23 protein-coding genes are annotated in these 25,349 nt (G+C 63.0%); 11 read left to right on the top strand and 12 right to left on the bottom strand.

Going from position 1 to position 25,349, the window contains the following annotated elements; all coding sequences use genetic code 11:
• Positions 1–5: 5 nt before the first annotated feature.
• Positions 6–1,106 carry a hypothetical protein gene (locus ACH2DW_RS08025; protein ID WP_394929215.1) on the bottom strand — a complete coding sequence of 367 codons (1,101 nt, stop codon included), beginning with the start codon at positions 1,104–1,106 and terminating at the stop codon, positions 6–8.
• 147 nt (positions 1,107–1,253) lie between these two features.
• Here ACH2DW_RS08025 and ACH2DW_RS08020 point away from each other — a divergent pair, with 147 nt between their 5' ends.
• The 3 genes from ACH2DW_RS08020 to ACH2DW_RS08010 are packed head-to-tail and all read left to right on the top strand — an operon-like array spanning position 1,254 to position 2,931.
• On the top strand, positions 1,254–2,075 hold the full coding sequence (locus ACH2DW_RS08020; protein ID WP_394929214.1) for a peptidylprolyl isomerase: 822 nt from the start codon (positions 1,254–1,256) through the stop codon (positions 2,073–2,075).
• A 33-nt stretch (positions 2,076–2,108) separates the two neighbouring features.
• Positions 2,109–2,405, top strand: a complete 297-nt coding sequence (clpS, locus tag ACH2DW_RS08015) for an ATP-dependent Clp protease adapter ClpS (RefSeq protein ID WP_394929213.1) — start codon at positions 2,109–2,111, stop codon at positions 2,403–2,405.
• Entirely contained in the window at positions 2,398–2,931 is a 534-nt protein-coding gene (locus ACH2DW_RS08010; protein WP_394929212.1) for a DUF2017 family protein, read from the top strand. The genes clpS and ACH2DW_RS08010 overlap by 8 nt, the downstream gene beginning before the upstream one ends.
• A 9-nt stretch (positions 2,932–2,940) precedes the next feature.
• Here ACH2DW_RS08010 and ACH2DW_RS08005 read toward each other — a convergent pair whose 3' ends face one another.
• Positions 2,941–4,131 (bottom strand): acetyl-CoA C-acetyltransferase, encoded by a 1,191-nt coding sequence (locus ACH2DW_RS08005; RefSeq protein ID WP_394929211.1) that lies wholly within the window; start codon positions 4,129–4,131, stop codon positions 2,941–2,943.
• Positions 4,132–4,245: 114 nt separating this feature from the next.
• Between ACH2DW_RS08005 and ccrA the strand changes: the two genes are divergently transcribed.
• From ccrA to ACH2DW_RS07990, 3 genes are read left to right on the top strand one after another with little or no spacing between them, the layout of a single operon-like run.
• Positions 4,246–5,580 (top strand): crotonyl-CoA carboxylase/reductase, encoded by a 1,335-nt coding sequence (ccrA, locus tag ACH2DW_RS08000; protein ID WP_394929210.1) that lies wholly within the window; start codon positions 4,246–4,248, stop codon positions 5,578–5,580.
• Between the two features lie 29 nt (positions 5,581–5,609).
• Positions 5,610–6,260, top strand: coding sequence for an HAD family hydrolase (locus ACH2DW_RS07995; RefSeq protein WP_394929209.1), 651 nt, complete (start codon positions 5,610–5,612; stop codon positions 6,258–6,260).
• Positions 6,261–6,305: 45 nt separating this feature from the next.
• Positions 6,306–7,499 (top strand): glycosyl hydrolase family 18 protein, encoded by a 1,194-nt coding sequence (locus tag ACH2DW_RS07990; protein ID WP_394929208.1) that lies wholly within the window; start codon positions 6,306–6,308, stop codon positions 7,497–7,499.
• A gap of 12 nt (positions 7,500–7,511) precedes the next feature.
• Here ACH2DW_RS07990 and disA read toward each other — a convergent pair whose 3' ends face one another.
• The 3 genes from disA to ACH2DW_RS07975 form a co-directional block, all read right to left on the bottom strand.
• On the bottom strand, positions 7,512–8,552 hold the full coding sequence (disA, locus tag ACH2DW_RS07985) for a DNA integrity scanning diadenylate cyclase DisA (protein ID WP_394929252.1): 1,041 nt from the start codon (positions 8,550–8,552) through the stop codon (positions 7,512–7,514).
• 80 nt (positions 8,553–8,632) lie between these two features.
• Positions 8,633–10,000 carry a DNA repair protein RadA gene (gene radA / locus ACH2DW_RS07980; protein WP_394929207.1) on the bottom strand — a complete coding sequence of 456 codons (1,368 nt, stop codon included), beginning with the start codon at positions 9,998–10,000 and terminating at the stop codon, positions 8,633–8,635.
• A 57-nt stretch (positions 10,001–10,057) separates the two neighbouring features.
• On the bottom strand, positions 10,058–10,576 hold the full coding sequence (locus ACH2DW_RS07975) for a TIGR03086 family metal-binding protein (RefSeq protein ID WP_394929206.1): 519 nt from the start codon (positions 10,574–10,576) through the stop codon (positions 10,058–10,060).
• 129 nt (positions 10,577–10,705) lie between these two features.
• Between ACH2DW_RS07975 and ACH2DW_RS07970 the strand changes: the two genes are divergently transcribed.
• Both ACH2DW_RS07970 and ACH2DW_RS07965 read left to right on the top strand, forming a co-directional pair.
• Positions 10,706–12,274 (top strand): transcriptional regulator, encoded by a 1,569-nt coding sequence (locus tag ACH2DW_RS07970; RefSeq protein WP_394929205.1) that lies wholly within the window; start codon positions 10,706–10,708, stop codon positions 12,272–12,274.
• A gap of 12 nt (positions 12,275–12,286) precedes the next feature.
• Positions 12,287–12,772 (top strand): hypothetical protein, encoded by a 486-nt coding sequence (locus tag ACH2DW_RS07965; protein ID WP_394929204.1) that lies wholly within the window; start codon positions 12,287–12,289, stop codon positions 12,770–12,772.
• A 36-nt stretch (positions 12,773–12,808) separates the two neighbouring features.
• Here ACH2DW_RS07965 and ACH2DW_RS07960 read toward each other — a convergent pair whose 3' ends face one another.
• The 4 genes from ACH2DW_RS07960 to ACH2DW_RS07945 form a co-directional block, all read right to left on the bottom strand.
• Positions 12,809–13,987 (bottom strand): ABC transporter ATP-binding protein, encoded by a 1,179-nt coding sequence (locus ACH2DW_RS07960; RefSeq protein ID WP_394929203.1) that lies wholly within the window; start codon positions 13,985–13,987, stop codon positions 12,809–12,811.
• A gap of 10 nt (positions 13,988–13,997) precedes the next feature.
• A complete protein-coding gene (locus tag ACH2DW_RS07955) occupies positions 13,998–15,215 on the bottom strand; it encodes a carbohydrate ABC transporter permease (RefSeq protein ID WP_394929202.1) in 1,218 nt (405 codons plus the stop codon).
• Positions 15,212–16,909: a carbohydrate ABC transporter permease gene (locus ACH2DW_RS07950; protein WP_394929201.1), complete on the bottom strand. Its 1,698-nt coding sequence runs from the start codon at positions 16,907–16,909 to the stop codon at positions 15,212–15,214. Before ACH2DW_RS07950 ends, ACH2DW_RS07955 begins: the two co-directional genes overlap by 4 nt.
• A gap of 110 nt (positions 16,910–17,019) precedes the next feature.
• Entirely contained in the window at positions 17,020–18,408 is a 1,389-nt protein-coding gene (locus tag ACH2DW_RS07945; RefSeq protein WP_394929200.1) for an ABC transporter substrate-binding protein, read from the bottom strand.
• A 301-nt stretch (positions 18,409–18,709) separates the two neighbouring features.
• On the opposite strand from ACH2DW_RS07945, the gene ACH2DW_RS07940 reads away from it, so the two are divergent.
• The 3 genes from ACH2DW_RS07940 to ACH2DW_RS07930 all read left to right on the top strand — a co-directional run bounded on the left by ACH2DW_RS07940 (position 18,710) and on the right by ACH2DW_RS07930 (position 21,495).
• A complete protein-coding gene (locus tag ACH2DW_RS07940; RefSeq protein ID WP_394929199.1) occupies positions 18,710–19,369 on the top strand; it encodes a TetR/AcrR family transcriptional regulator in 660 nt (219 codons plus the stop codon).
• A 131-nt stretch (positions 19,370–19,500) separates the two neighbouring features.
• Positions 19,501–20,469 (top strand): aldo/keto reductase, encoded by a 969-nt coding sequence (locus tag ACH2DW_RS07935; RefSeq protein WP_394929198.1) that lies wholly within the window; start codon positions 19,501–19,503, stop codon positions 20,467–20,469.
• Between the two features lie 27 nt (positions 20,470–20,496).
• The gene (locus ACH2DW_RS07930; RefSeq protein WP_394929197.1) at positions 20,497–21,495 is read left to right on the top strand and encodes a phytanoyl-CoA dioxygenase family protein; all 999 of its coding nucleotides are present in this window, start codon (positions 20,497–20,499) and stop codon (positions 21,493–21,495) included.
• A 36-nt stretch (positions 21,496–21,531) separates the two neighbouring features.
• On the opposite strand, the gene ACH2DW_RS07925 is transcribed toward ACH2DW_RS07930, so the two are convergent.
• The 3 genes from ACH2DW_RS07925 to ACH2DW_RS07915 form a co-directional block, all read right to left on the bottom strand.
• Positions 21,532–22,338 carry a hypothetical protein gene (locus tag ACH2DW_RS07925; RefSeq protein ID WP_394929196.1) on the bottom strand — a complete coding sequence of 269 codons (807 nt, stop codon included), beginning with the start codon at positions 22,336–22,338 and terminating at the stop codon, positions 21,532–21,534.
• Positions 22,339–22,450: 112 nt separating this feature from the next.
• Positions 22,451–25,066 carry an ATP-dependent Clp protease ATP-binding subunit gene (locus ACH2DW_RS07920; RefSeq protein ID WP_394929195.1) on the bottom strand — a complete coding sequence of 872 codons (2,616 nt, stop codon included), beginning with the start codon at positions 25,064–25,066 and terminating at the stop codon, positions 22,451–22,453.
• Positions 25,067–25,147: 81 nt separating this feature from the next.
• On the bottom strand, positions 25,148–25,349 hold a 202-nt coding region (locus ACH2DW_RS07915; RefSeq protein WP_394929194.1), incomplete at its 5' end, for a hypothetical protein.

Genomic DNA, 25,349 nt, shown 5'->3' with positions numbered 1-25,349 from the left:
GATGGTCAAGGGGCGGCGACGAGGACCTCGGCAGGCGCCAACCCGGCGACGAAGCCAATCACGGCGACGACCAGTGTCAGCCCGATCGTCAGACGGCGCACCGATGACTCTTCCAAGCGTCTCGTGGCGCCGTAGTGACCGAGTTCGGGTTGCGGCATCCGGCGCATCGCGATGCCACCGGCGGCGACCAAGCCGAAAGCAACCGTCATCGCAGTCACCCGCGCGTCGTCGTTCATCGGCCCGAGGCCGTGGGTCCATCGGTCGCTCATGCCGCGCAACGCAATGCTGATGTTCAGCGCGATGAGCGTGGCCATGGTCATCGCCCATCGGATCGGGAGGCCAGACCGCGAGACACCAGCGCCGAGTCCAGCGCCGATTGACGCCATCGACCAGATCAGGCGAGCCAGCGGGCGAACGTGCCCGCCGGAGAGCAACCAATGACCGATCGAGAGGAGTGCGATGCCGACGGCGAGCATTGCGATGCGATTCGGCGGCGGCGTTTCGAACGGGGCGATTCCGGTGAACAAGACCACCACCAGGGTGATCACGGTGACGAGGCGCCGAAGTCCGTCAAGCGCGACCACTGACCAGGCCGCTTCGCGCAGGTTGTGGGTATCGAGTTGGGCGCGCCGATCGAGTCGGCGCTGCTCGCCAAGGACACGAAGGCCGCGACGTGCCCAAGCGATTTCGCCCGTGTCGTCCGGCCCAACGTTGGCCGCCGACAGCGCACTGGGGTCGGTCGGGTCGGTGTTGCGTTCGTTGTTGATGTCTCCGAGGCCGAGCGCTTCGCCGAGCAGCATTGGCAGTTGACGATCGGCGTCAGTTGCACGTCGTCCTCGGCGCCATCGCGGTCGGCCGGCAAACAGTCCAGCAGTGACGAGGACGGCGGCCGAGATCGCAACGAGTTCGAGGGCGAGCACGCCCACTGCCACGATCGACATCTCCAGGGTGCCGAACCGCCACGACAGCCAACCGAGCCAGCCAATCAGTCCTGCAAGACTCAGCGCGAGGCCCGCCCAGCGTCCGAGCGATGCCGTCGCCCGAGCGGAGGCGCGGTCTGTTGCCTGCTCGGGCCGGTTCATGAAGGTGGTTGAGGTCTGTAGCACGGTGTGATTGCTTCTGGGAGGCCGCGAGCGGCGTCTCTGGGTATCGGCAGCACCGTCGACGCGCTTGAGGGCAAGACCCACGCGCTGCTGAAGGGTGCCAAACGGCGAGGGTCGACCCCGGTCGACGGGCGGTATCGTTCCGCCACTGTGGGAACCGACAAACGCGAACGTCAACGGGCCAACAAGGCCGTCAAAGAACAACAGGCCGCACGCGCCGAGACACGCCAGAAGGGCACCCGGATCGGCGTCATCATCGTCGCCGCCATCGTCGGCGTGGTCGGCATTGCCTTCATTGCCAACACCTTCATCGGTGGCGATGATGACAATGCGACTCCGACGACGCTGCCCGAGGTGAACGAAGATGCGGGCGCCGATGTCGCTGCGGGCGAAGTTTTCGAGCCGACCGGCGAGTTCGTCCCGGAGGGCTGCCCCTCCCCCGACGGGTCTGCCACCAAGCAGCAAACGTTCGACGCGGCGCCTCCGATGTGCCTCGACCCCGACAAGGAGTACAGCGCGCTGCTCACCACCAACAAGGGTGAGCTCACGATCGAACTCGATCAGAACATCGCGCCGCTCACGGTCAACAACTTCGTGTTCCTGGCTCGCCACCAGTACTTCGACGACACGCCCTGCCACCGGATCATCCCGGACTTCGTCGTGCAGTGCGGTGACCCGACGGGCACCGGTACTGGTGGTCCCGGCTACAGATTCGCCGACGAGCTCCCCGAGGCCGGCGCGTACGAGATCGGTTCGATTGCGATGGCAAACAGCGGTCCGGACACCAACGGCAGCCAGTTCTTCATCATCACCGGCGAAAACGGCGCAGCCCTCCCACCGAGCTACTCGCTCTTCGGTGCAGTGACCGAAGGCTTCGATGAGACCGTCGTCGCGATGGAAGCAGCCGGCACAGCGTCCGGGACCCCATCGGAGCCGGTCGACATCGAATCCGTGGTCATCACCACCAACTGATTTTCCGTTGGCACGACGCGGCAGAATGGGCGGGTGCCAACGACGCTCGAACCAGTCCGGGTCGAAGAGCCCAAGGTCGACGAGGAGTTGGCCAACGACCGCCCGTGGGTGGTGATCGTCTGGAATGATCCGATCAATCTGATGAGTTACGTCACTTTCGTGCTCAAGAAGCTGTTCGGCTACTCCGACGAAAAGGCCACGGCGATGATGCTCGACGTGCACCACAAGGGCAAGGCCGTGGTCGCCAACGGCAATCGCGAGGAAGCCGAGATGCACGTGTTTCGTCTCCACGAGCACAGCCTGTGGGCCTCAATGGAGCACGATGAGTGAGCGCGATTTCGTTCCGCCCGTCGAGCACGTGGACAACAGTGACGTCGATCCACTCGGTGCGTTCGACCATGGTGAAGGCGCCCGGTTCCGACTGAACTTCGAGACCGAGGAACGCGAGTTGATCGTGCGCCTCCTCGGTGAGATGAAGGACTTGCTCACGAGCGAGCCAAACGAGCACACCGCTCCCTTGCTGCACCGTCTGTTTCCTCCCGCATTTCATGACGACGAGGAAAAAGAAGCCGAGTATCAGCGGCTCATGCGCGAGGAGTTGGTCGCGAGTCGCGTGGCCGCTGTTGACAGCGTGAGCTTGCTCCTCATGGAAGAGGGCCGGACCTTGGGTGAGGGCGAGACCATGGCCTTCATGCAGTCGGTCAATGCAATCCGTCTCGTGTTGGGCACGATGCTCGACATCACCGACGATGAGTCAGCCGAAGAAGCCGACATCAATGACAGCCCCGAGTACAGCTTGTACGGCTACCTCGGCTGGGTCCTGGAATGGACCGTCACCGCGCTCTCCGGCAGCTGATCGGTCGACTCAGACGGTACGCAGGATTGCCGCGTCGCCTTGGCCGCCGCCACCGCAGAGCGAGGCCACGCCGGTGCCGCCGCCGCGACGGTTGAGCTCGTGGAGCAGGGTGAGTGCCAAACGGTTACCGCTCATGCCGATCGGGTGCCCAAGTGCAATCGCGCCGCCGTTCACGTTGACCTTGTCCGGGTCGACGCCGAGCTCGGCGGTCGATGCAATGCCGACAGCGGCAAATGCTTCGTTGAGCTCGAGCAGGTCGAGATCGCCGACGGCAATGCCGGCCTTCTGAGCGGCGAGCATCGCAGCCCGGCTTGGCTGATGGAGCAGTGAGGCGTTGTCGGGGCCTGCGACCATGCCGTATGACACGAACTCGCCGAGCGGGTTGACGCCGCGGCGCTCGGCTTCGGCCTTGCTCATCAGGATCATGGCGCTGCCGCCGTCAGAGAGCTGCGAGGCGTTCGCTGCGGTGATGCTGCCCTCCTTGTCGAACGCTGGGCGCATCTTCGACAGGCTCTCGACCGTGGTGCCGGGGCGCACGCCCTCGTCGTGCTCGATGAGGATCGGGTCACCCTTGCGCTGCGGCACTTCGACCGGAACGATCTCCTCGGCCAGGCGGCCCTCCTTGATGGCGTCGGCGGCCAGCTCATTGGAGCGGGCGGCGAATTCGTCCTGCTGTTCACGGGTGATGCTGTCACCGGTGTAGCGGTCAGTGCCGAGGCCCATGAGGCAGGCATCAAAGGCACACCAGAGGCCGTCGGCGATGATGGCGTCGCGCAGTTCGGTGTTGCCGTACCGGAAGCCGCTCCGGGCGCCATCAGCGAGGTACGGAGCATTGGACATCGATTCCATGCCGCCGGCGACCACGATGTCGGCTTCGCCGGTGGCGATCATCTGGTTGGCGAGGTAGATCGAGTTGAGACCGGAGAGGCACACCTTGTTGACGTTGATCGCAGGGACATTCATCGGGATGCCTGCGTTGACAGCCGCCTGGCGGCTGGGGACCTGGCCCTGACCAGCCATGAGGACCTGGCCCATGATGACATGGTCGACTTCTTCCGGAGCGACGCCCGCGCGCTCAAGCGCAGCAGCGATGGCGAAACCACCGAGTTCGGCACCGGAGAATGACGAGAGCGCACCGCTCATCTTGCCGATCGGGGTGCGCGCACCAGCGATGATGACGGAGTTCGAGTTTGCAGCCATACGTGGCACGCTAGTCGCGCCTTTCCAGCGGGCAACAACTGCTGGTCTGTCGAACACACTCTCAAACGCGCCGAACTTGGGCGGGTTGGTTACCGCTCAGTAACCTTGGACCCCATGGAGCAGATTCTCGAGGCGATTCAGTCCGGCGCAAGTGGCGATGACATTGCGAACCTTCCCATCCCGGAGAGCTACCGGGCCGCGTTCGTCAAGCGTGACGAATCGGACATGTTCGAAGGTGTCGACTCGTGGGACAAGGATCCGCGCAAGTCGCTCCACGTCGACGATGTCGCCACCCCTGAACTGGCGCCGGACGAGTGCCTCATCGCGGTGATGGCGTCAAGCATCAACTTCAACACGGTGTGGACGTCAATCTTCGAGCCGCTGCCGACGTTCGGATTCCTCGACCGACTCGCCCGGGAGAGCGAATGGGCCAAGCGCCATTCGCTGCCCTATCACGTGGTCGGTTCGGACGCGTCGGGTGTTGTTCTGCGGATCGGTTCTGCAGTCCGCAACTGGAAGCCCGGTGACCGGGTGACGGTGCAGTGCAACCATGTCGACGGACAAGACCCAACTGCGCACAACGACTCGATGATGGCCAACAACCAGCGGATCTGGGGATTCGAGACAAACTTCGGCGGCCTTGCCGACATGTCGATCGTGCGCGCCAACCAGCTGATGCCGAAGCCGACACACCTGTCGTGGGAAGAGTCGGCCGTCAACGGACTGTGCAGCTCGACGTCGTACCGGATGCTCGTCAGCGACAACGGGGCGCGGATGAAGCAAGGCGACAGCGTCCTCATCTGGGGCGCCACCGGCGGCATCGGCGGCTACGCCGTGCAGTACGTCCTGAATGGCGGCGGTAGGCCAATCGGAGTCGTTTCGTCACCGGAGCGCGCCGAGATCCTCAACCGCATGGGCTGTGAGGCGGTCATCGACCGCAAGGCTTCGAACTATCAGTTCTGGTCCGACGAACACACGCAGGATGAGTCCGAATGGCGTCGCTTCGGCAAGGACATCCGTGCGGTCAACAACGGTGAAGACGTCGACATCGTCTTCGAGCACCCGGGCCGCTCCACGATGGGCGCTTCGGTCTTCGCTGCGAAGCGCGGCGGCACGATCGTCACGTGTGCCGCGACCTCTGGCTACATGGTCGAGTTCGACAACCGTCACTTCTGGATGAAGTTGAAGAAGCTCCTGTCGTCGCACTTCGCGAACTACACCGAGAGCTGGGCAGCCAACAAGTTGCTCTGCGAAGGCAAGATCCAGCCGCTGCTCACCGACACCTACACCCTCGATCAGGTTGGCGATGCTTCGCTTGCGGTCCATCACAACAAGGCCGAGGGCAAGCTCGGTGTGCTGTGTCTCTCGCCAGCAGAGGGTCTGGGCGTCGACGATCCCGAGCGCCGCGCGGAAATCGGCGAAGACAAGATCACCGTCTTCAGGGGCTGAGTTGCCACACCGGCTCTAGCCTGCCCGCCATGACTGAGCTGGCAGCGGTGCTGTGGGACATGGACGGCACGCTGGTCGACACCGAGCCGTACTGGATCGAGTGCGAGCACGAGCTTGTCAACGAATTCGGCGGCACCTGGACCAAGGCTGATGCGGCTTCGCTGATTGGCTCAGATCTTCTCGATACTGCAGCGGCGTTGCGCGCTGCAGGCGTCGATATGGAACCGGTGGCACTGGTCGACCGGTTGATGGATGGTGTCATCGAGCGCGTGCAACGTGAGTTGCCGTGGCGACCCGGAGCCCGCGAACTCCTTGCAGCATGTCGGGACGCGTCGATTCCGTGTGTGCTCGTGACAATGTCGTGGCGCCGGTTCGCCGACGCAGTCCTGGTGTCGGCACCAGAGGATTCGTTTGTCACCACGATCACCGGCGACGAGGTCACCCAGGGCAAGCCGCATCCCGAACCGTATCTTGCAGGAGCCCGAGCGCTCAATGTCGATGCTGCTTCCTGCGTCGCCATCGAGGACTCGCGAACCGGGGTTGCCTCGGCGTTGGCTGCCGGGTGTGCGACGCTGGGCATCCCCCATGTCGTCAGTATCGACCCTGCACCCAATCTCACGATCGCGCCCACGCTGGCCGGCCTCACCGTCGACGATCTTCGCGCCCTTCTGCCCGCTTGACCACGGCAATCTCTTCGTCGGGCCGCATGCCGCGCTGCGTGCAACATGACCAGCGCTGACGACACACCCGTTGCCGACGTCGCCGTTGCCGGACCGACGGCGAGGCAGCGTCGCGGGGTGTTGTTCGGCCTGATCGGTGTGCTCGTCGCCGTCGTCGCCGGAGGTTTTTGGCTCACCCGTGAGGATCCGCCGCCGCCGCCCAAACCGGATATTCCACTCGATGCGTGGGCGCCGTACTGGGCGCTCGACGACGCGCTGCCCGAGTTCGAAAAGCGCGTCGGTTCGCTGCGCGACGTATCGCCGTTCTGGTTCAACGCGACAGGTGTGGACAGCATTGAAATCGACACGAATGCACTCGATGAAGGACTCGACGAGTTCTTCGAGATTGCCGCCGACGCAGGCGTGAACGTTGTTCCCTCGATCATTGATGCAATGCCGGCGGGGTCGATGGCGGCGATCATCGCCGACCCGGTCACTCGCACGCAGCACGTTGAAACGATCCGGTCATTTGCCGCCGGGCTTGACGTTGCCGGCATCGACATCGACTACGAGCAGTTTGCGTTTGCTGATGGTCGAGACACCTGGGCTGCAACACGGCCCAACTGGGTGGCGTTCATCGCCGAACTCGGCGCGGCGTTGCGTGCCGATAGCCGAACGCTGGCGGTCAGCATTCCACCTGTTTACGACGCAGGGCAGACCGCTGACAGCGGATATTGGGTCTACGATTATGGCGCCATTGCTCAGCACGTCGACCGCATTCGCATCATGGCCTACGACTTCTCGGTGGGCGAGGCAGGGCCGATTGCTCCGCTCGATTTTGTCGAACGTTCAATCATCGGCGCTATCGAGGCCACGGGTGATCCTGAAAAGTTGGTGCTTGGCCTTCCGGCGTACGGCCGAAATTGGCCAAACGGCGAAACCGGCGCATGTCCGGCATCCGAGCTGCAGGGCCGCACCTCTGTCACTGCACGATCAGTTGATGCGCTACTCGAGCTTCGTGGTGCGGTGCCGGTATTTGTGCCGGAGACGGGTGAGTACACCTTCGACTACGACCTTGAAGTCACCGATGGCACCCTGACCTGCACGCAGGGGCGACGCGTCCATTTCGTTGATGGTGATGGCGTTCGGCTCCGCATGGATCTCGCCCGGCAATATCAGCTCAACGGCGTGTCGCTCTGGGCCCTGGGGTTCGACGACGACGCGGTCTGGGCCGAGATTCTCCCAACCGTGACGCCCTAACCCTCGACGGGGTCAGTATTGATCGAGGATCGTCGACTCAGTGATGCGGGTCATCGTTTCGCGGATCGCTCGTGCCGTTGACTCATCGACGCCATCGACCGACATCAGATCGTCGAGCGTGGCCCGTTGAATCTTTGCCAGGCCACCGAAGTGAGCGGCGACGCCTTCGGCGACGCCACTCGGGAGACGCTTCACGCGGTGGAGGTAGCGCAGTCCCTTGGGAGCGACCTCTTGGCTCAGATCGTCATTGTCGCCGGCGCGGCCGAGAACATCTGAAGCAACGCGCAGGTTGAGCACGTCGTCATCGGACAGCTTGGACATCTCGCTCAGGATGTCTTCGGCCACGCTCCCGGCAGGCAGATAGTCGACCACGACAAGGTCGAGTTCGTCATCGATCTCGCCGTACAACTCATCGAGCTGCAAGCGCAGCAGTCGCGCATCGAACCCCAGCTCGATGATCATCGTTTCGATCTCGTCGGCGACCCGGTGCACCATCTCGCCACGTTGCACAACAGCAACGACGTCGCGGAGCGTGGCGACGTCTTCCACCTCGACGGCAGTGAGGTTGGTGATCGCGTCGTCGAGCTTGGCCTTGTAGCGCTCGAGCGTCTGCAATGCTTGATTCGCTCGTTCGAGCAGGTGACCGACCTCTTGGAGCTGCCGCTTGTTGCCGCCCGCATAGACGTTGATAACGCCCATCTCCTCGCTCGCAGACACGACAGGGACGTCGAGGGACCGGGCGACGCGCTCGGCGGTGCGGTGGCGGGTGCCGGTCTCGCTCGTTGGGACAGTGGGATCCGGGACCAGGTGCACATTGGCCCGAGCAATGCGGCCGCCCTCAGTTGAGATGATGATCGCGCCGTCCATCTTCGCAAGTTCGGACAGGCGCTGTGGGCTGTAGGGCGCGTCGACGAGGAATCCACCCGAACAGATCGACAGCACGTCGGGCTCGTCGCTCAGGACGAGCAAGGCCCCAGCCTGGGCCCGCACCACGCGGTCGATGCCATCGCGGAGTGGCGTGCCCGGTGCGACACGAGCCAGCGCGTTGCGCATTTTCTCATTCGCTCCGCTATAGCGATACTCCACGTGAGAATTCTAGTTCATGCTGGAGGCGAGTGTCAGAGACGAATGCGTCAGAGCGCGCTGTCGCCGTTGAGGCCGACGGCCGCGATGGCTTCACTGAGCGTCTTTGCCCGGATGACACGAATATTGTCGTCGCCGTCAGGAGAGTTTGCGGGCACGACCACTCGTGAGAAGCCAAGCCGAGCTGCTTCGGTGAGTCGTCGTGCGGCCTGGCCGACTTGGCGAAGCTCGCCACCCAGGCCCACTTCGCCGAACACTGCGACGTCAGCCGGCATCGGCTGATTGCGGAGTGCGCTGGCCACTGCCAGACAGACGCCCAGGTCGAGGCCCGGCTCGACCAGCTTCACGCCCCCGGCGGTCGATGCATACACGTCGTTCTCGCCGACGGGCAGCCGCGCTCGACGGCCGAGGACGGCCATCAACATCGAGAGTCGAGCCCCGTCGAGCCCGAGCGCGCTCCGCCGCGACGGAACCCCCGGCACGCCTGGGGACGTGAGTGCCTGCACCTCGACGACGATGGGTCGTTGCCCCTCCATCGTGGGGACCACGGCCGAGCCCGGAATGCCGGTGCGGCGGTCGGAGAGAAACATGGTCGACGGGTCGGGCACGCCAATGAGACCGGAACCGGCCATCTCGAACAGTCCCAGCTCGTTCGTGGGTCCAAAGCGGTGCTTGGACGCACGCAGCAGCCGCAGCGCGTGGTGCTTATCGCCTTCGAACTGGAGCACTGTGTCGACCACATGTTCAAGCACGCGCGGCCCCGCAAGGCCACCGTCCTTGGTGACATGGCCAACGAGGACGATGGCGATGTCGCGCTCTTTGGCGACGTTGACCAGGCGCTGAGCACATCCACGGACTTGGCCGACACTCCCCGGTAGCGACCCGAGCGCCGGGTCGAAGACGGTCTGGATCGAGTCGATCACCACCAGCTCAGGCTTCGTTTGCTCGATGGATTCGAGGACGTGCGGCAAGGAGGTCTCGGCATGCAGCCACAGCTGAGGTCGTACAGCATCGAGCCGCTCCGCGCGGAGGCGCACCTGTTGGGCGCTCTCCTCGGCGCTGACATACAGCGTCGGTCCGTCCCATGAAGCAAGCAACTGGAGCAGCAACGTGCTCTTGCCAATGCCCGGCTCGCCGCCGAGCAAGGTGACAGCGCCGGGGACGATGCCGCCGCCGAGCACCCGGTCAAGTTCGGGAATTTGGGTCGGGGTCGGGCGGCCTGCTTCAGTGCCGACGTTGCCGATCAGGGTAGGTCCCGGCCGGTTGGTCGGTGGAGGGGGAGCGACCAGATCATCGCCAGCCCCCTCCACTTCTTCGACCAGGGTGTTCCAGTCGCCGCAACTGCCGCACTGTCCTGACCACTTCGGGTACGACGTGCCGCACTCACTGCACGCATACACCAATTTCAGTTTCGCCATGGTGGCCACCCTAGAGATGGGCACTCACAGAGTTGCCCGCGTCGTCGGGACGGGCGCTCAGAGTGAGCGGCCGCTGAATGCGGCGAGTCGCTCGAGTTGACTGGCGTCGTCAGGCACGGTGGTCGCGTCTTTGAATGTGTCGCCGTCCCTCATTTCAGAGGTCAGTGCACTCCGGGCAAACTCATCGACGGCGCAGATGACTGCCGGGGGCACTTCGAACCGTTGTCCGGTGGACGAGGCGAGGTCCCAGCCGTGCATCAGACCATCGAATGCGACGAGCCGAGCGAACGTCTCACCGGGCATCTCCCCCATAGGAGTCGTCACCTGTCGCTCCATTGCCCCTGGGGACTTGACCGCAGCAAGGAGATCGTCCATCACCTCACGGAACTCGGCGGCGGGAACCCACCCGTACACACCCGGCGCCCTCAATTCCGGGGCATCCTCGCCCCTGAACGAGTAGGTAAACGTCCCGCCGAGGACGATCATGTGATTGAGCACGTCGTGCACGGTGAACTTGCTGCACGGCGTGGGGTCGTTCATCTGCATCGTCTGGATGCGATCGACCGTGGCATTCAAGGTAGGCAAAATGTATGAGAGCTGTTCGATGGGTTCCATGAGTGGGCCTTTCTGAATCTGTTTGTCGAGATCGCTCCGTCGATTGGTGCGATGTCAAAGAGGCGTGACAATTGATGTCACAATGCGACAATGCAGGGACTTGCAGCCGCCCAGACGGCAGTTGAGCAGGGCGAATGGGCTGAGGCCCTCGACCTGCTTGCCGCAAGTGGATCAGCTGCAGCTTCGGCTGAGGGGCTCGAACTCCTCGCTCAGGCCGAGTACGGAAACGGCGGATTCGAAGCGTCCGTGTCCGCGTGGGAACAACTGCACGCACTCTTGCTCGCCGACGACGACATCGCCGGCGCTGCACGAGCCGCTGCGATGGTTGCCATGTTCTTGATGATGGACACCGGTCTCATGGCGCCTGTTCGAGGGTGGTTACGCCGTGCCGAGCGACTGCTACAAGGCCATGATGAGACGCCCGCTCACGCCTTGATCGCCGTCGTGCGTGGGTACGAACGGTTTATGTCCGGAGACATGGATGCCGCAAGAATGTTTTCGGCCTTGGCGATCGAACTCGGAGGCCGACTCGGCGTCAATCCGGCCGTCATCATTGGGCGCGTGTGCGCCGCACGAGTTCGTGTCTTTGATGGACATGTTGATGCGGGTCTGGACCTCCTCGATGAAATCGCGGTGGATCTCATGTCAGGCGCCGCCGACCCACTCACCACGGGGATGATGTACTGCGAGTTGATCTGCGCCGCCCAGGGGATGGCGCTGCACGACCGAGCGACGCAGTGGACAGAGGTGATGGAGCAATGGCGTCACGGCGCGGCGATCGGGGCAATCAGCGGACGATGCCGCGTCCACCGCGCCGAGATCCTCAGGATTTCTGGGCCATGCGATGTCGCTGAGGCCGAAGCATTGGGGGCCTGCGAGGAGTTGCGCCCTTGGATGCGCCGCGAGTTCGGTTGGCCACTCGTCGAACTCGGCAACATCCGGTTACGTCGCGGCGATCTCACCGGTGCCGAGGAAGCATTTATCGCAGCGCACGAACGCAGTTGGTCGCCTCACCCTGGGCTCGCGTTGTTGCGGTTGGAGCAGGGCGAGGTCGACGTGGCTGCGTCGATGATCACGGATGCAATTGCTCACCCCTTCGATATTCCCTCCAAGATGCGGCCGCCGTTCGGCGACTTGCGCCTCGCCCCGCTACTCGATGCCCAGGCGAAGATCGCTGCCGCAGCAGGCGATGCCAACACTGCTCGACAGGCCGCCGATGCGCTCGCATCGATCGCGGACTCCTACCCGAGCCGTTCCCTCGAGGCCAGTGCCGCGCTCGCTAGTGCTCGCGCATCGTTGGTCGGTGGAGACCTGGGGGCCGCTATCCACTCGGCAAAGGCCGCAACCGGTGCGTGGGCCGACATCGGAGCCCCGTTCGAAGCGGCCGCCGCACGCATCGTGCTCGGCGAAGCTCGCCACCGGTCCGGCGATGTCGAAGGGGCACATATGGAATGGCGTGCGGCACGAGTGGCCTTCGACGCATTCGGGGCGGTGCGCAGAGCCGAGCAGGCTGAGCGTCTCATCACCAACGCGCCGTCACACTCAACGACGTCTCGGATAGCCAGCAAGGCGACCGCCGTCTTCCGATGCGACGGAGACACTCGCACCATTGGTTTCGACGACGACACCACGCTGATGCGCGATCTCAAGGGCCTTTGATACGTTGAACGATTGCTCGCTGACCCGGGTCGCGAGATCCACGTGTTGGACCTCGTTGCTGTGGAACGTGGCTCGCTTCCGACCGGCGGCATTGTCGAGCACGGCGACGATTTACACGTCGGTCAAGGAAGCAGCGGGCTGGAAGTCATCGACGATGTAGCGCGGGATGCCTACCGTCGACGGCTCGCCGAAGTCGACGACGACATCGAAGAAGCGACGATGTTGAACGACCTCGGCCGCATGGAACTGGCGCAACGCGATCGCGAGTACCTGATCGCGGAACTGACGAGCGCAGTCGGCTTCGGTGGGCGCACTCGCTCAGTCGGTGGGTCTGCTGAGCGCGCTCGGACGAGCGTGACTCGATCACTGCGCTACGCGCTCCGCCGGATGGCCGAGCACCATCCGGCGCTCGCTGCGCACCTCGAACAATCCGTGCAGACCGGGACGTACTGCGTCTACACCCCGGACCCAATCGCACCCCTTGTCTGGGACTTGTGACGGGCCGTCGACGTGCGACGTCGACGGCTGCGTGATTCAGCTCAGCGGCAGGCCGGTGTCTGGGTCAAAGAAGTGCGCCAGATGTGTCTTGACACCGAGTCGCAGGTTTTCGCCGCTGGTGACGAAGTGAATACCGTCGATCCGAGCAATGATCTTGGTCGTTGACAATGGCGTCTCGTCGCCATCTTCGGCGGACACTGGCTGACCGTCGAGTTCGACAACCGGGACATCGAGCGTGATGTGCAGATGCGCCTCGGCGCCCATCGCTTCAGCCAACTCAATCTTGAATTCAACGATCTGATCATCGGGGAGGTCGAAGTCGCCCTCCATCGAGAAGTGTTCGGGACGCAAACCAAGTACGACTGATGATCCAATGCGGTCGACAATTTGCGGGTAACGCTCGATCGCGCCCTCGTCGATCGCAAGGGTATGACCAGCAAAGCTCGCGGTGGGCCGCTCGGCTGTGCCTCCGAGGGTCACATTGATCAGGTTCATGGCCGGGCTACCAATGAACGCAGCAACGAACAGGTTGGCTGGGCGCTGGTACAACTCCTGCGGGTGAGCGACCTGTTGGAGCACTCCGAGACGCATCACCGCAACTCGGTGGCCCATCGTCATCGCCTCGATCTGGTCGTGGGTGACGTACACCATCGTGGTGTCGAGCCGCTTTTGGATCTGGATGATCTCCGATCGCATCTGGACGCGGAGCTTGGCGTCGAGATTCGACAACGGCTCGTCCATGAGGAAGACCTGTGGGCTACGCACGATTGCTCGGCCCATCGCGACGCGTTGGCGTTGACCGCCGGAGAGCGCCTTCGGCAAACGATCGAGATACTCGGTGAGGCCGAGCATTTCAGCGGCCTCTTCGGTACGCGCCTTGATCTCAGCCTTCTTGACCTTGGCGACTTCCAGCGCGAATCCGATGTTCTCTCGAACGGTCATGTGCGGATACAGCGCATAGTTCTGGAACACCATCGCGATGTCGCGGTCGCCCGGAGGGACGTCGTTGACGAGGCGATCTCCGATGCGCAGTTCGCCTTCGGTGATTTCTTCGAGTCCGGCAATCATGCGCAGCGCGGTGGACTTACCGCAGCCGGAAGGTCCAACGAGCACCATGAACTCGCCGTCCTTGATATCGAGTTCAAGATCGTGGACTGCTTTGGGTCCACCGCCGTCGTACTGCTTGCTGACGGAGCGGAAGGTGACTTCTGCCATGGGTAACTCCCTACTTGAGCCCGCTGGAAGCGGAGTTCTCGACGAAATAGCGCTGGGCGAACAGGAACACCAGGATGGGCGGGGTCATCGCGATCATCGCGCCGGCGAACACCAGGTTGAGATCGGTGCTTGAGCGGCCACCAAGTGTTGACAATGCGAGCGACAACACGCGGCCGTCGGGGTTGCCTGAGTTGATGATGACGAGTGGCCAGAAGAACGAGTTCCAGGCATAGAGGAACCCGAACGTGGCGAGCGTGGCAATGGCTGGGCGAGCAAGCGGGACCATGATGCGCCACAAGATCTTCCAGCGCGATGCATTATCGAGCAGCGCAGCTTCTTCGATCTCGATGGGAATGCTGATGAAGAACTGCCGCATGAGGAAGGTGCCGTAGGCGCTGAACATGAACGGAATGATCAACGCCGAGAGATTGTCGAGCCAGCCCACCTGCAGCATCAGCTGAAAGAGCGGGATGATGAGCACGACGAATGGCACCATGACCGAGCCGAGGTACAGCAGGAACAATGAGCCGCTTCCCTTGAACTTGATTCGAGCGAAGGCGTAGCCACCCAGGATCGAGGTCAGAATCTGGCCGGAAACGACCGCAATGGTCACCAACACCGTGTTGGTGAGGGATCGACCAAGCTCCTTGTCGATGAGGACCTCTTCGAAGTTCTCGAGCCGGGGGCCGAACTGTTGCAGTGGCTCCACGACGTTGACAAGTTCCACGCGCACGTCGGTCGGGTCGTCGAGCGAGACGAACTGGCCGCCAGAGGTGAGTCGCGATCGGTATGCCTCGATGTTGATGCCGTCGACCTCGATGACGAAAACGTCTTCTTCCGCACCGTCGATGATGACGACCTCGCCGGTCTTTTCCCCCGACGTCACGTCGAGCCGGATGATTCGATCAACGTCGTCGAGCGGTCGGAATTCTGCGACCGAGACGTCGTTGTCGACGAGCGCGAATCGTGTGTCGGAATCCGGGAACGCGTACAGCGGAAGCGGTTCATCGGCGTCGATATCCGGGAACGCGACCTCAGCAGGATCCACGGTCTGGGGTTCCTTCGGGATCAGGGTCGGCGGATAGTTGAAGATGTCTTGGCTGTTCTTCGTCGATGTGGCGAACGCGACGACGAACGGGAAGACCACGATGACCGCAACCGACACAAGACACAGGTAGGTGAAGATCCGAACGATGGTCGCTCGTGGCCCTTTTCTGCGGACGCTCATGACACGCCTCCTGCGCTGGCTTCACTGCGTTGTCGCCGGAACTGGAACGACGTGAAGCTGAAGATGATGATGAACAGCACCCAGGCCAGCGCTGACGCGTAGCCCTGGCGGTTGTTGGTGAAGGCCTCTTGGTACAGGGTCAGCACCGGCGTCTGCGTGGCGAAGTTCGGTCCACCTGCGATCGGTCGTGCCAGGATCCACACGATGTCGAAGAGCTGCAAGGCCAGGATCGACGTGGTGATGACGACATAGAAGGTCGTGTTGCGGAGCTGCGGCACTGTGATCCGTCGAAAGACCTGCCAGGTGTTGGCTCCGTCGATCTCGGCTGCCTCGTACAACTCTTTCGGAATGGCCTGGTGCCCTGCCAGGTACAGCACCGTGTTGAATCCAAAGCTCATCCAGGCAAAGACGATGACCATCGACAGCAGCGCTGTGTTGGGCTGGGTGAGCCAGCCTTGACCCTGGCCTGCTTCGGAGACACCGATCAGGTCGAGGAGGTAGTTGATCCAGCCGATTGTTGCGTCGAACATCTGGCCCCACACGATTGAGACGCCGATCACGCCCGCCACCGAGGGGACGAAATAGATGGTTCGGAAGACCTTCATGCCGGGGAGCTTCGAGGCCAGCACGCTGGACAGGACGAGGGCTGGCAGCACGGCGAGTGGCACGGCGAGGACGAGGAAGACCGTGATGTTCTTCAGGGAGATCCAGAACTCGACATCGCGTGCGCCGATCACCCAGTGCTGCCCGAACCAGTCGAGGTTTGCAAGCACCTGATAGTCCGACTTCAGCACCTCGGTGCCGGCATTGCTTTGCGCACTGTTGGCGAAGTCGAGTGACAACGCTCGGATGTAGTTCTCGAGCCCGATGAAATCGCGGGTGGTGTTGGTGGTGTCCCAGTCGAAGAAGCTGACCCACAGCGAGAACAGCAGTGGGAAGGCGAAGAAGATGAGGAACCCGAGCAGGTTCGGTGACAAGAACGCGAGGCCACTCAGTGCTTCATCGACCTGACGGGTCGAGCCGAAGTGCTTGGCGGCGGCACGTGACCACATGAGTCGAGTGGCGAGCGCTGCGCAGACGGTCAGGGCTATCGCGCCGAGCGCGAGCGGGCGAGTGAGCGTCTCGCCGATGGACGAAATGAAGCCGGATGGGTCTGCTTTGATGACAAACCAGACACTGGCAACACCGGCGAGACCCCAGCCGGCTTGGCGGAGGCGTAGCGGCCCGGCTGCCGTCGGCCGATGCGCCAACATCTGACCGCTCAGCAGTACCCAGAGCAGTCCGACACAGATGACGACAAAGGGGAGAAACGCCTTGTACAAGCCCTCGCCGAAGTCGCCAAGGGCTCGAAAGGCGTTGAAGAGATGCAACGTCGCGGACGCCGCGACGAGCGTGAGGAGATAGTTGACTGCAAGCGAGAGCGGGCGAGCCCAACGTGTCCGAGCGCCAACGCCGTAGGCGCTGGCCATGTGGGCTACGAACGCGAAGCTGAAGAAGCCCTGGAGTGCGTAGCGCGGCATCCACGGCAGCTCGATGTCGCCACTGCGCCGAGCGAGCAGAATGCCCATGACGCTCACGGCGGCACCAACGAGGTGCCATAAACTCAGCAGTTTCAGCTTGCGGCCAAGCGCGGTGTCCGGTGCGTCAGGTAGGTCGACCCCAGCGTCCGCTTTGTCGGCTGCATCTGCAGCCATGGTGTCCGACACAAGTCCCCCAGGTGTGATGGTCGGTGTCCCGCGTGAACGGGCGAAGCCCTGACCGTTACATCCGGTGCAAGGCACCGAATGTAACGGTCAGGAAGTCATCAGCCGCCGAACGTGGCGATCTCAGCCTCGGCACAAATGTTCGCAGCGAAGTCTTCGATCGTGCGCTCACCGTTGATCACTGCGGTCACTGCAGCACCCACGACATTGTCGAACTCGGTGCGGCTACCGGTCCAGAGAGGACCTTCAGCTGTCGGCGAGTCAGCAAGACCGTTGAGGAACGCTTGCGCGTTGTCTGGCGGCGTGAAGCCAAGGAAGGCCTCCTCTGCGGCATCGCTCTGGCGGCTCGGGATGTTGGCACCGAGTTCGCTGATCGCTGCCTGAGTCTCGGCGGTGGTCAGGGACTGCACGAGGTCGAACGCCTCGGAAGGGTTCTCGGTGTTCGCGTTGACGACGTATGCGCCCCAGAACAACCAGTTGCCCTGCGTGCCACCGGGACCGGTGGGCAGCTGGACAACGTCCCAGTTGAAGTTGGCGTCAGCGCGTGCACCAGGCGTTGCCCAGCGACCGTTCATGAACATGCCGACGGTGCCGGCCTTCCACGGAGCCTCTCCACTTTCGCCATAAGCGACTGCAAGACCGCCGTCGTAAACCGCCTTCATTTGGGTCAGACCCGCAATGGCCTCCGGCGAATCGACCGTGCACTCAGTGCCGTCCTCGTTGAGGTAGCTACCGCCAGCTGCCTGGATGAAGTAGCCAATAGGACCCCACCAGGCGTCCATTGCAAAGCCCTTGTTTTCGCCACCGAGCGCGCTCACCGCAGTAGCGACTTCGGCGTAGGCATCCCAGTCCCATTCGCCGGCTTCGGCGAGGGCTCGGGGGTCGTCAGCACCGGCCTCAGCAATGAGGTCGTTGTTGAGGTACATGGCGAACGTTGACACGTCGCGGGGCAGACCCCACAGCTTGTCGCCCGGCGCACCTGCGTCGGGGTCGAAGGTCAAGTGGTACATGGGCTCGGGGTAGAACTCGCTGGTGTCGAAGCCGTCTTCGGCTGCGATCGGGGCCAGGTCGAGGATGAGACCAGCGCTCTGGAAACGAGCGATGTCAGTTCCCGGGATCCAGAAAACGTCAGGGGCGGTGCCGTTGGCGATCTCGGTGATGAGCTGGTCCTGATAGTTAGCACCGTCGGTGGTACCCGGCTCATAGGCCAGGGTGACTGAGTCTCCATTTTCGGCGTCGATGGTGTCGCTGATTGCTCCGTAGACCTCGGCCTCGGCGTCGTTGTCTGGGCGGGTGCGCCAGCGGATCGTGACGTCTTCGCCGCTTTCAGCGGGCTCGTCTGCGGCCGGGGCATCGGCTGCCGGCGCTTCTGTTGCGTCGGGTGCCTCGGTGCTACCGGACTCGTCGGCGGTGTCGTCACTCCCACCGCATGCGGCGGCGACCAGTGACAAGGCAACCGTTGCGGTTGCGATCTTCCGTGTTCTCTGCACAGTGTGCTCCTTCAGTGATGGTGGCGATTGTCGCCACCGTTTCTCCCCCTGCTCGCGATCGCGAGCCGGTGCTTGTTCTGCTGTTCGTTGCAGCACTCAGTCCCTGCGCGGAACATCGAGCTGCATCGTGAAACGGAACCCCGGTGTCGTCAGGCGAACCCTCCGACGTGGTGACGCGAATTCTTCCCCCTCACGGCCCTCCGGTGCATAACCGATCACATCATTGCCTCTCTTGCACTTTGTGTCAACAATGTTCGAAAGTGTTCGCTTGCCCGTCGCGGAGACGGCAGAATAAGGGCCCATGGATCCCGCATCAGCCGCTCCGGCAGTCGCAACGATGATGGGTGCCCGTTTGTCCCCCGAGGATCGACGCCGGCATCTGCTTGACGTGTCGCGAGTGATCGTCGAGGAGAACGGTGTTGGCGCGCTGTCGATGGAATCGGTCGCAGCCGAAGCGGGCGTGTCACGCGGTCTGGTCTACACGTACTTCAGCAACCGGGCGGGTCTGGTGGACGCGCTGTGGAATGAGGTCGCGGCGTTGTGGAAGGTGGAGGCCATGCCACCCCACGAGGAGCTCGTCGGGTCGGGCTCATTGCGTGAGTTGTTCGACGATCGGGTTGTGTCGAACACCCGCTGGTTCTTCGACCAGGTGGAGAGCAGCGGCCTCCTCTTTCATCGGCTCCAATCTGAGCCGGTGTTGGAATCCTCGATTTCAGAGGTGCGCAAGCGCGTGGAGCAGGACAACATCGAGTGGTGGGCTCGGCTGGTCGAGGCGATGGGTGTTGACAAGGACCGTGCCCTGGTGTTCTCAGCGCTCGTCAATGCCCCGAGTCATGTGATGTGGAGTCTGATCGCTCGCGGGCAGGCATCTCGGGAGGCCATCGAAACGGTCTTTTTCCTCACGTGCCGTGCTGGCCTCGACCAACTCCTCGCAGCCGATGATGCAATCGCCTCGGAGTAAGCATCGCCTCAGGATCGGGGCGCCCGGAGAGTTCGACCTTGCTGCCAGACTCACTATTGGATATTCTGTCAATAGCGTTGACCGCCGACCTCAGATGGTCCGCGCCACGATGAGAGCACCAGGAGATCACCATGCGATATCGACGACTGGGCCGAACTGCTTTGCAGGTGAGCGAAGTGTGCCTCGGGACCATGAACTTCGGTCCGACGACGTCCGAGCCCGAGTCGTTCGCCATTCTCGATCGGGCGCTTGAAAATGGCGTGAACTTCGTCGACACGGCGAATCAATACGGCGGAAGCACCGGGGTGGGCGCCACGGAGACCATCATCGGCAGCTGGCTCGCACAGGGCGGTGACCGCCGTGAGCAGATCGTGCTGGCGACCAAGTTGTATGAGCCGATGTCGGACCGGCCAAACGATCGTGGGCTGTCCGCTCGCAACATCCGGTTGGCGTGCGATGCCAGTCTGCGTCGACTGCAGACCGACCACATCGATCTGTACCAAATGCATCATCTCGACCGGGCTGCGCCGTGGGACGAGGTGTGGCAGGCCATGGAGACCCTGGTGGCGCAAGGCAAAATCATCTACGTCGGCTCCAGCAACTTCGCCGGTTGGACCGTCGCTCAGGCCAACGAGGCAGCGCGCTCCCGTCACTTTCTCGGGTTGGTGTCCGAACAGAGCCTGTACAACCTGACCGAGCGAACGATTGAGCTCGAGGTCATTCCTGCTTGTGAGTCGTACGGGCTCGGCCTGCTGCCATGGAGCCCGCTCGGCGGCGGCATCTTGGCCGGCGTGTTGTCCGGTGGCGACACTGGCCGCCGAGGGTCAGCCGACATGCAGCGTCGAGTTGCTTCGCTCCGACCACAACTCGAACAATGGGAGGCACTGTGTGCGGACCTGGGCGAACGGCCCAGCGATGTCGGCATCGCCTGGCTGTTGCACCAGCCCGCTGTGACGGCGCCGATCGTCGGGCCGCGCACCATCGCGCAGTTGGATGGAGCGCTGCATGCCACCTCGATTGAACTCTCACGCGACGTTCTCGATCGCATCGATGCGATCTTCCCAGGTCCGGGCCCGGCGCCCGAGGCCTACGCGTGGTGACACCTGGACCGAAAGAAGGAGACGCCAATGTCGAACAGCAATGAAACCAAGTCAGTCGAACGCCACGCCGAGCTCGGATGGCACGGCACCGACCGAAACGCACCAGAGGTTGTGCAGCAACGCGAGTATCTCGGGGCCAATAATGGGCTCCGGGATGTCGAGATTCTCGACCCGTCTGAGATCGAGCGTGCCGTCAAGATTTTCCGGCGCGATGGCTTCGTCCTCGTCGGTGATGCGCTCAGCCCCGACCAGACCGAGTTCCTCCGCAATGGAGTGGTCGAGGTTGTCGACGAGATCGTGGCGCACGACAGCGAACGCGGCGGTAACCGTGGATCGCACCGCTACTCGTTCGGAGGTTCCAGCGTCACCCGCAGCATGTTGCATCGGCCCGAGTGGCAGATGCTTGTCGATCTCCCGACGGTCACACCGATCGTCACCGCGATCTTCGAGTCGTCCGATTACCTGCTCCGCTCAGCGAGCGGCGACTTCTGTCTCCCCGGCGCGATCGAGTACCAGCCGTTGCATTCCGACATTCGTGACTTCGCGCCGGACGGGAACACACCGTTCAGTGCGTTCCACGATCCACGCGGCTTCTTGACGTTACGCGACCTTCCCTGCCCGTATGTGTGCGTGAACTTCTTGCCGTTCGATCAAACGGCGCTGAACGGGCCCACCCGCCAGATTCCAGGCTCCCAGCACTCCCGTGCTCCGATTCCCACGCTGGACGAAGAACCCGAGTGGATGCGTCTCAGTACTGCGTGCCCGGCGCCCGCCGGTGCGATTCAGATCCGTGACGTGCGGGCCTGGCACGGCGGCACGCCCAACCTGTCTGACGAGCTGCGGGCCATTCCCAACCTCGAGTTCTACGCGCCGTGGTTCCGCGAACCGATGATCCCAGGAATCACGTACGCCGATCACAAGAAGTTGTCTGAACACGCACAACATCTGACGCGTCTGAGTGTCATGGACTCCTCGGAGCAACTGCCGGCCGGGTACGTGGTCAAGCCGCTGCCCAACAGGACCTAGAGCATCTGCCACCACCGCCGCTCACGCGGGGATGGGTTACTGCTCGCCGAGGTGGCGGTGCTTGTACGCCCGGGCTCGACGGAATCGCGCGACGGTGACGTAGCCGATGAAGATCGTCATGAAGCTCACCCATGCCACGAGTGCAATGAGCGCCAGAATCGAGAGCGGGCGTGCCCAACGCTGGCCCTCACCGGGCTGCTGCGTCGATTGAGCGAGGATCAGGGCCGCAGAGCCATTGTCGGGCAGCTCCCAGGTGAGGATTCCGTTCGCGTCCGGTTCCACATTGGTCTGCTCGCTTTTGATCACGCCCGGCAAGAGCGCCTGGAGTGTCACATTGAACGAGTCGGCTGGGGTTGCTCCGCTCGCGGCGATCTCGTCGGCGAACGGCTGACCCCCAACCGAAGCGACGAGGTCTGCATCGGCGAAGTCATCAAAGCCGCTGAGCACGAGACGACCACTGAGTTGGTTGGTGGTGATATCGCCGTTGGTTCCCCGACCGAGTTCCATCTGCGTGAAGGGTGGTCCGAGACTCTGCAACAGATTGGTCGCTTCGCCTTGCGAGCGGAACGGATGGGTCATCTGGAGGAACAGCCCGCCACTGCCGTCATCGGGCGCACGAGGTCCGTCAATCGACCAGCCGGCCTCGATGACATCGTCGAGGACCAGGTCGTCGACGAGCGTCGGGACCTGATCAAGGACGTCTTGATCGGCAAGCACCGTGACGGCGATCTGTCCTGTTCCATCAGATTCGACGACGACATCAACCGTGACGTCGAGTTGGCACGCAGCGAGAGCAACGGCGCATGCGAGAAGTGCGACGAGCCGCGTGATCACCCGATCCATGATCCCGCCATTATGACGGGGCCGATGGTCCGCGCTGCGGCACGGGCCATGGATTCATTGATTGCGTGGCCGCGCGTTCGACCAGATCGTGACGATCGAGAAGATCAGCTGATCACTCAGCTGCTTCGGGCGGCGGCAGTTCGCCTTCGCCCGTCACCGGCGGAACCGGCTTCTCGGTCGCGGTCATCTCGAGCTCGACCGACGCCGGAGGGACAAAGCCCTCAACCGAGGTGAACACGAACTTCTTCTTGCCCTCACCGCGCTCGGGATCGTCCTCGGCATCAACGACGATGATCTCGCCCGCCGAGAACTCCTTGTAGAGCAGCTTCTCGGACAGCGAGTCTTCGATGTGGCGCTGGATCGCACGACGCAACGGACGGCCACCGAGCTGCGGGTCGTAGCCCACTTCGGCGAGCAGTTCCTTTGCAGCTTGTTTGACCTCGATGCCGAGACCCTGGCCTTCGAGCTGAGCCGTGAGCCGCACGAGTTGCAGGTCGACCATCTGGAGCACCTCGTCACGAGACAGTTCGTGGAACACGATGGTCTCGTCGATGCGGTTGAGGAACTCGGGACGGAAGTGGTTCTTGAGCGAGTCGTTGACTTTTTCCTTCATCCGCTCGTAGCTCATGGCCGAATCGTCGGTGGTGAAGCCGAGGTTGGCCTTGCGTAGATCCTGGGTACCGAGGTTTGATGTCATGATCAACACCGTGTTGCGGAAGTCGACCGAGCGACCTTGGCTGTCGGTGAGGCGACCCTCTTCGAGAATCTGCAGCAACGTGTTGAACACGTCGGGGTGGGCCTTTTCGATCTCATCGAACAGCACGACGGAGAACGGCTTGCGGCGCACGGCTTCGGTCAGCTGGCCGCCCTCTTCGTACCCGACGTAGCCGGGAGGCGAACCGACGAGGCGGCTGACCGTGTGCTTTTCCATGTACTCGGACATGTCGAGCGTGATCAGCGCGTCGTCGTCACCGAACAGGAACTCGGTGAGGGTCTTGGCGAGCTCGGTCTTGCCGACACCGGTGGGGCCGAGGAAGATGAACGAGCCCGACGGACGCTTGGGGTCCTTGAGGCCGGCGCGCGTCCGGCGGATCGACTGCGATACGGCGGCCACAGCGTTCTCTTGGCCGATGATCCGCTTGTGCAGCTCGTCTTCCATTTTGAGGAGACGCTCGGTCTCTTCTTCGGTGAGCTTGTAGACGGGGATACCGGTCCACAGCGAGAGCACTTCGGCGACCGCTTCTTCGTCGACCTCGTCGAACAGGTCGACGCCGGAGGCCTTGACCTCGGTCTCCTTCTCGGCCTTCTCTTCGAGGAGCTTCTTCTCTTCGTCGCGCAGACGGCCGGCCTCTTCGAACTGCTGCTCTTCGACAGCGGTCTTCTTGGCTTCCTGCACTTCGTTGAGCTTCAATTCGAGATCGCGCAGGTCGGGCGGAGTCGCCATGCGCTTGATGCGCAGACGCGAGCCGGCCTCGTCGATGAGGTCGATGGCCTTGTCGGGCAGGTGCCGATCGCTGATGTAGCGGTCAGCGAGGTTGGCAGCAGCGACGAGGGCCTGGTCGGTGATGGTGACCCGGTGGTGCGACTCGTACTGATCGCGGATGCCCTTGAGGATCTCGATCGTGTGAGCGAGCGTTGGCTCGTCGACCTTGATCGGCTGGAAGCGACGCTCGAGTGCGGCGTCTTTCTCGACGTGCTTGCGGTACTCGTCGGTGGTGGTGGCACCGATGGTTTGGAGTTCGCCTCGGGCGAGCATCGGCTTGAGGATCGACGCAGCATCGATGGCACCTTCAGCGGCGCCGGCGCCGACGAGGGTGTGGATCTCGTCGATGAACAGCAAGATGTCGCCGCGGGTCTTGATTTCTTTGAGCACCTTCTTGAGGCGCTCTTCGAAGTCACCGCGGTAGCGGCTGCCGGCCACGAGCGAGCCGAGGTCGAGCGTGTAGAGCTGCTTGTTGGTGAGCGTGTCGGGCACGTCGTTGTTGACGATCTTCTGGGCGAGGCCCTCGACGATCGCGGTCTTGCCGACTCCGGGCTCACCAATGAGCACCGGGTTGTTCTTGGTGCGACGCGAGAGAATCTGCATCGTGCGTTCGAGCTCTTTCGAGCGACCGATCACGGGGTCGAGTTCACCCTGGCGCGCGGCCTCGGTGAGGTTGCGGCCGAACTGGTCGAGAATCTGAGAGTTGGCGCCCTTGTCGTCATCGCCGCCCTTGCTGCCAACGCCTGCCGCTGCCGGCGTGCCGCCTTCGGTCCGACCGCTGCTCCCGCCGGTGGAGCCGGATGGGCCTTGGTAACCCGAGAGGAGCTGGATGACCTGCTGGCGGACACGTGAAAGATCGGCGCCGAGCTTGACGAGCACCTGTGCGGCAACGCCTTCACCCTCGCGGATGAGACCGAGCAGGATGTGCTCGGTTCCGATGTAGTTGTGACCGAGCTGCAGTGCTTCGCGCAGTGACAGCTCGAGGACCTTCTTGGCGCGCGGCGTGAAGGGGATGTGGCCCGACGGCGACGAGCCGCCCTGGCCGATGATCTCTTCAACCTGGCTCCGCACCGCTTCGAGGCTGATGCCGAGCGACTCGAGGGCCTTCGCCGCGACGCCCTCACCTTCGTGGATGAGGCCGAGCAGGATGTGCTCGGTTCCGATGTAGCTGTGGTTGAGCAGCCGCGCTTCTTCTTGCGCGAGCACAACGACTCGTCGAGCTCGGTCGGTAAATCGTTCGAACATCTGCTGCCCTTTCGTTCAGGGGCCCCTCAATGAGCGCCGCCTGCGAGATGCGAAACAGCGCTCGGAACCTGTGCGTCAACCCTACCGGCCACCTGCCACGGTGCCCGATCGCGCGCCGTGACAGGTTTTCCTCAAATTCTGGGAATACGCGAGCCGATGAGCTGCATGTCGATGAACCTGCGCTGAGCGGGCCATGATCGGGTAATGCGTCTCGTTCTGATTGTTCTCGGAGTACTCGCCGCTGTCGTCGTCATCGCTGCGGTCATGATTCGACGGCTCGACC

Source organism: uncultured Ilumatobacter sp., assembly GCF_963980585.1.
In the GTDB taxonomy this organism is placed as follows: domain Bacteria; phylum Actinomycetota; class Acidimicrobiia; order Acidimicrobiales; family Ilumatobacteraceae; genus Ilumatobacter_A.
The sequence above is the reverse complement of the archived record's forward strand: the minus strand, read 5'-3'. Positions and strand labels throughout refer to the sequence as shown.

Excerpts from the sequence above, each read along its gene's own strand:
- ACH2DW_RS08010 (WP_394929212.1), top strand. The coding sequence starts at position 2,398 with ATGAGTGAGCGCGATTTCGTTCCGCCCGTCGAGCACGTGGACAACAGT.
- ACH2DW_RS08005 (WP_394929211.1), bottom strand. The coding sequence starts at position 4,131 with ATGGCTGCAAACTCGAACTCCGTCATCATCGCTGGTGCGCGCACCCCG.
- ccrA (WP_394929210.1), top strand. The coding sequence starts at position 4,246 with ATGGAGCAGATTCTCGAGGCGATTCAGTCCGGCGCAAGTGGCGATGAC.
- ACH2DW_RS07995 (WP_394929209.1), top strand. The coding sequence starts at position 5,610 with ATGACTGAGCTGGCAGCGGTGCTGTGGGACATGGACGGCACGCTGGTC.
- ACH2DW_RS07990 (WP_394929208.1), top strand. The coding sequence starts at position 6,306 with ATGACCAGCGCTGACGACACACCCGTTGCCGACGTCGCCGTTGCCGGA.
- disA (WP_394929252.1), bottom strand. The coding sequence starts at position 8,552 with ATGCGCAACGCGCTGGCTCGTGTCGCACCGGGCACGCCACTCCGCGAT.
- radA (WP_394929207.1), bottom strand. The coding sequence starts at position 10,000 with ATGGCGAAACTGAAATTGGTGTATGCGTGCAGTGAGTGCGGCACGTCG.
- ACH2DW_RS07970 (WP_394929205.1), top strand. The coding sequence starts at position 10,706 with ATGCAGGGACTTGCAGCCGCCCAGACGGCAGTTGAGCAGGGCGAATGG.
- ACH2DW_RS07960 (WP_394929203.1), bottom strand. The coding sequence starts at position 13,987 with ATGGCAGAAGTCACCTTCCGCTCCGTCAGCAAGCAGTACGACGGCGGT.
- ACH2DW_RS07955 (WP_394929202.1), bottom strand. The coding sequence starts at position 15,215 with ATGAGCGTCCGCAGAAAAGGGCCACGAGCGACCATCGTTCGGATCTTC.
- ACH2DW_RS07950 (WP_394929201.1), bottom strand. The coding sequence starts at position 16,909 with ATGGCTGCAGATGCAGCCGACAAAGCGGACGCTGGGGTCGACCTACCT.
- ACH2DW_RS07940 (WP_394929199.1), top strand. The coding sequence starts at position 18,710 with ATGGATCCCGCATCAGCCGCTCCGGCAGTCGCAACGATGATGGGTGCC.
- ACH2DW_RS07935 (WP_394929198.1), top strand. The coding sequence starts at position 19,501 with ATGCGATATCGACGACTGGGCCGAACTGCTTTGCAGGTGAGCGAAGTG.
- ACH2DW_RS07930 (WP_394929197.1), top strand. The coding sequence starts at position 20,497 with ATGTCGAACAGCAATGAAACCAAGTCAGTCGAACGCCACGCCGAGCTC.
- ACH2DW_RS07925 (WP_394929196.1), bottom strand. The coding sequence starts at position 22,338 with ATGGATCGGGTGATCACGCGGCTCGTCGCACTTCTCGCATGCGCCGTT.
- ACH2DW_RS07920 (WP_394929195.1), bottom strand. The coding sequence starts at position 25,066 with ATGTTCGAACGATTTACCGACCGAGCTCGACGAGTCGTTGTGCTCGCG.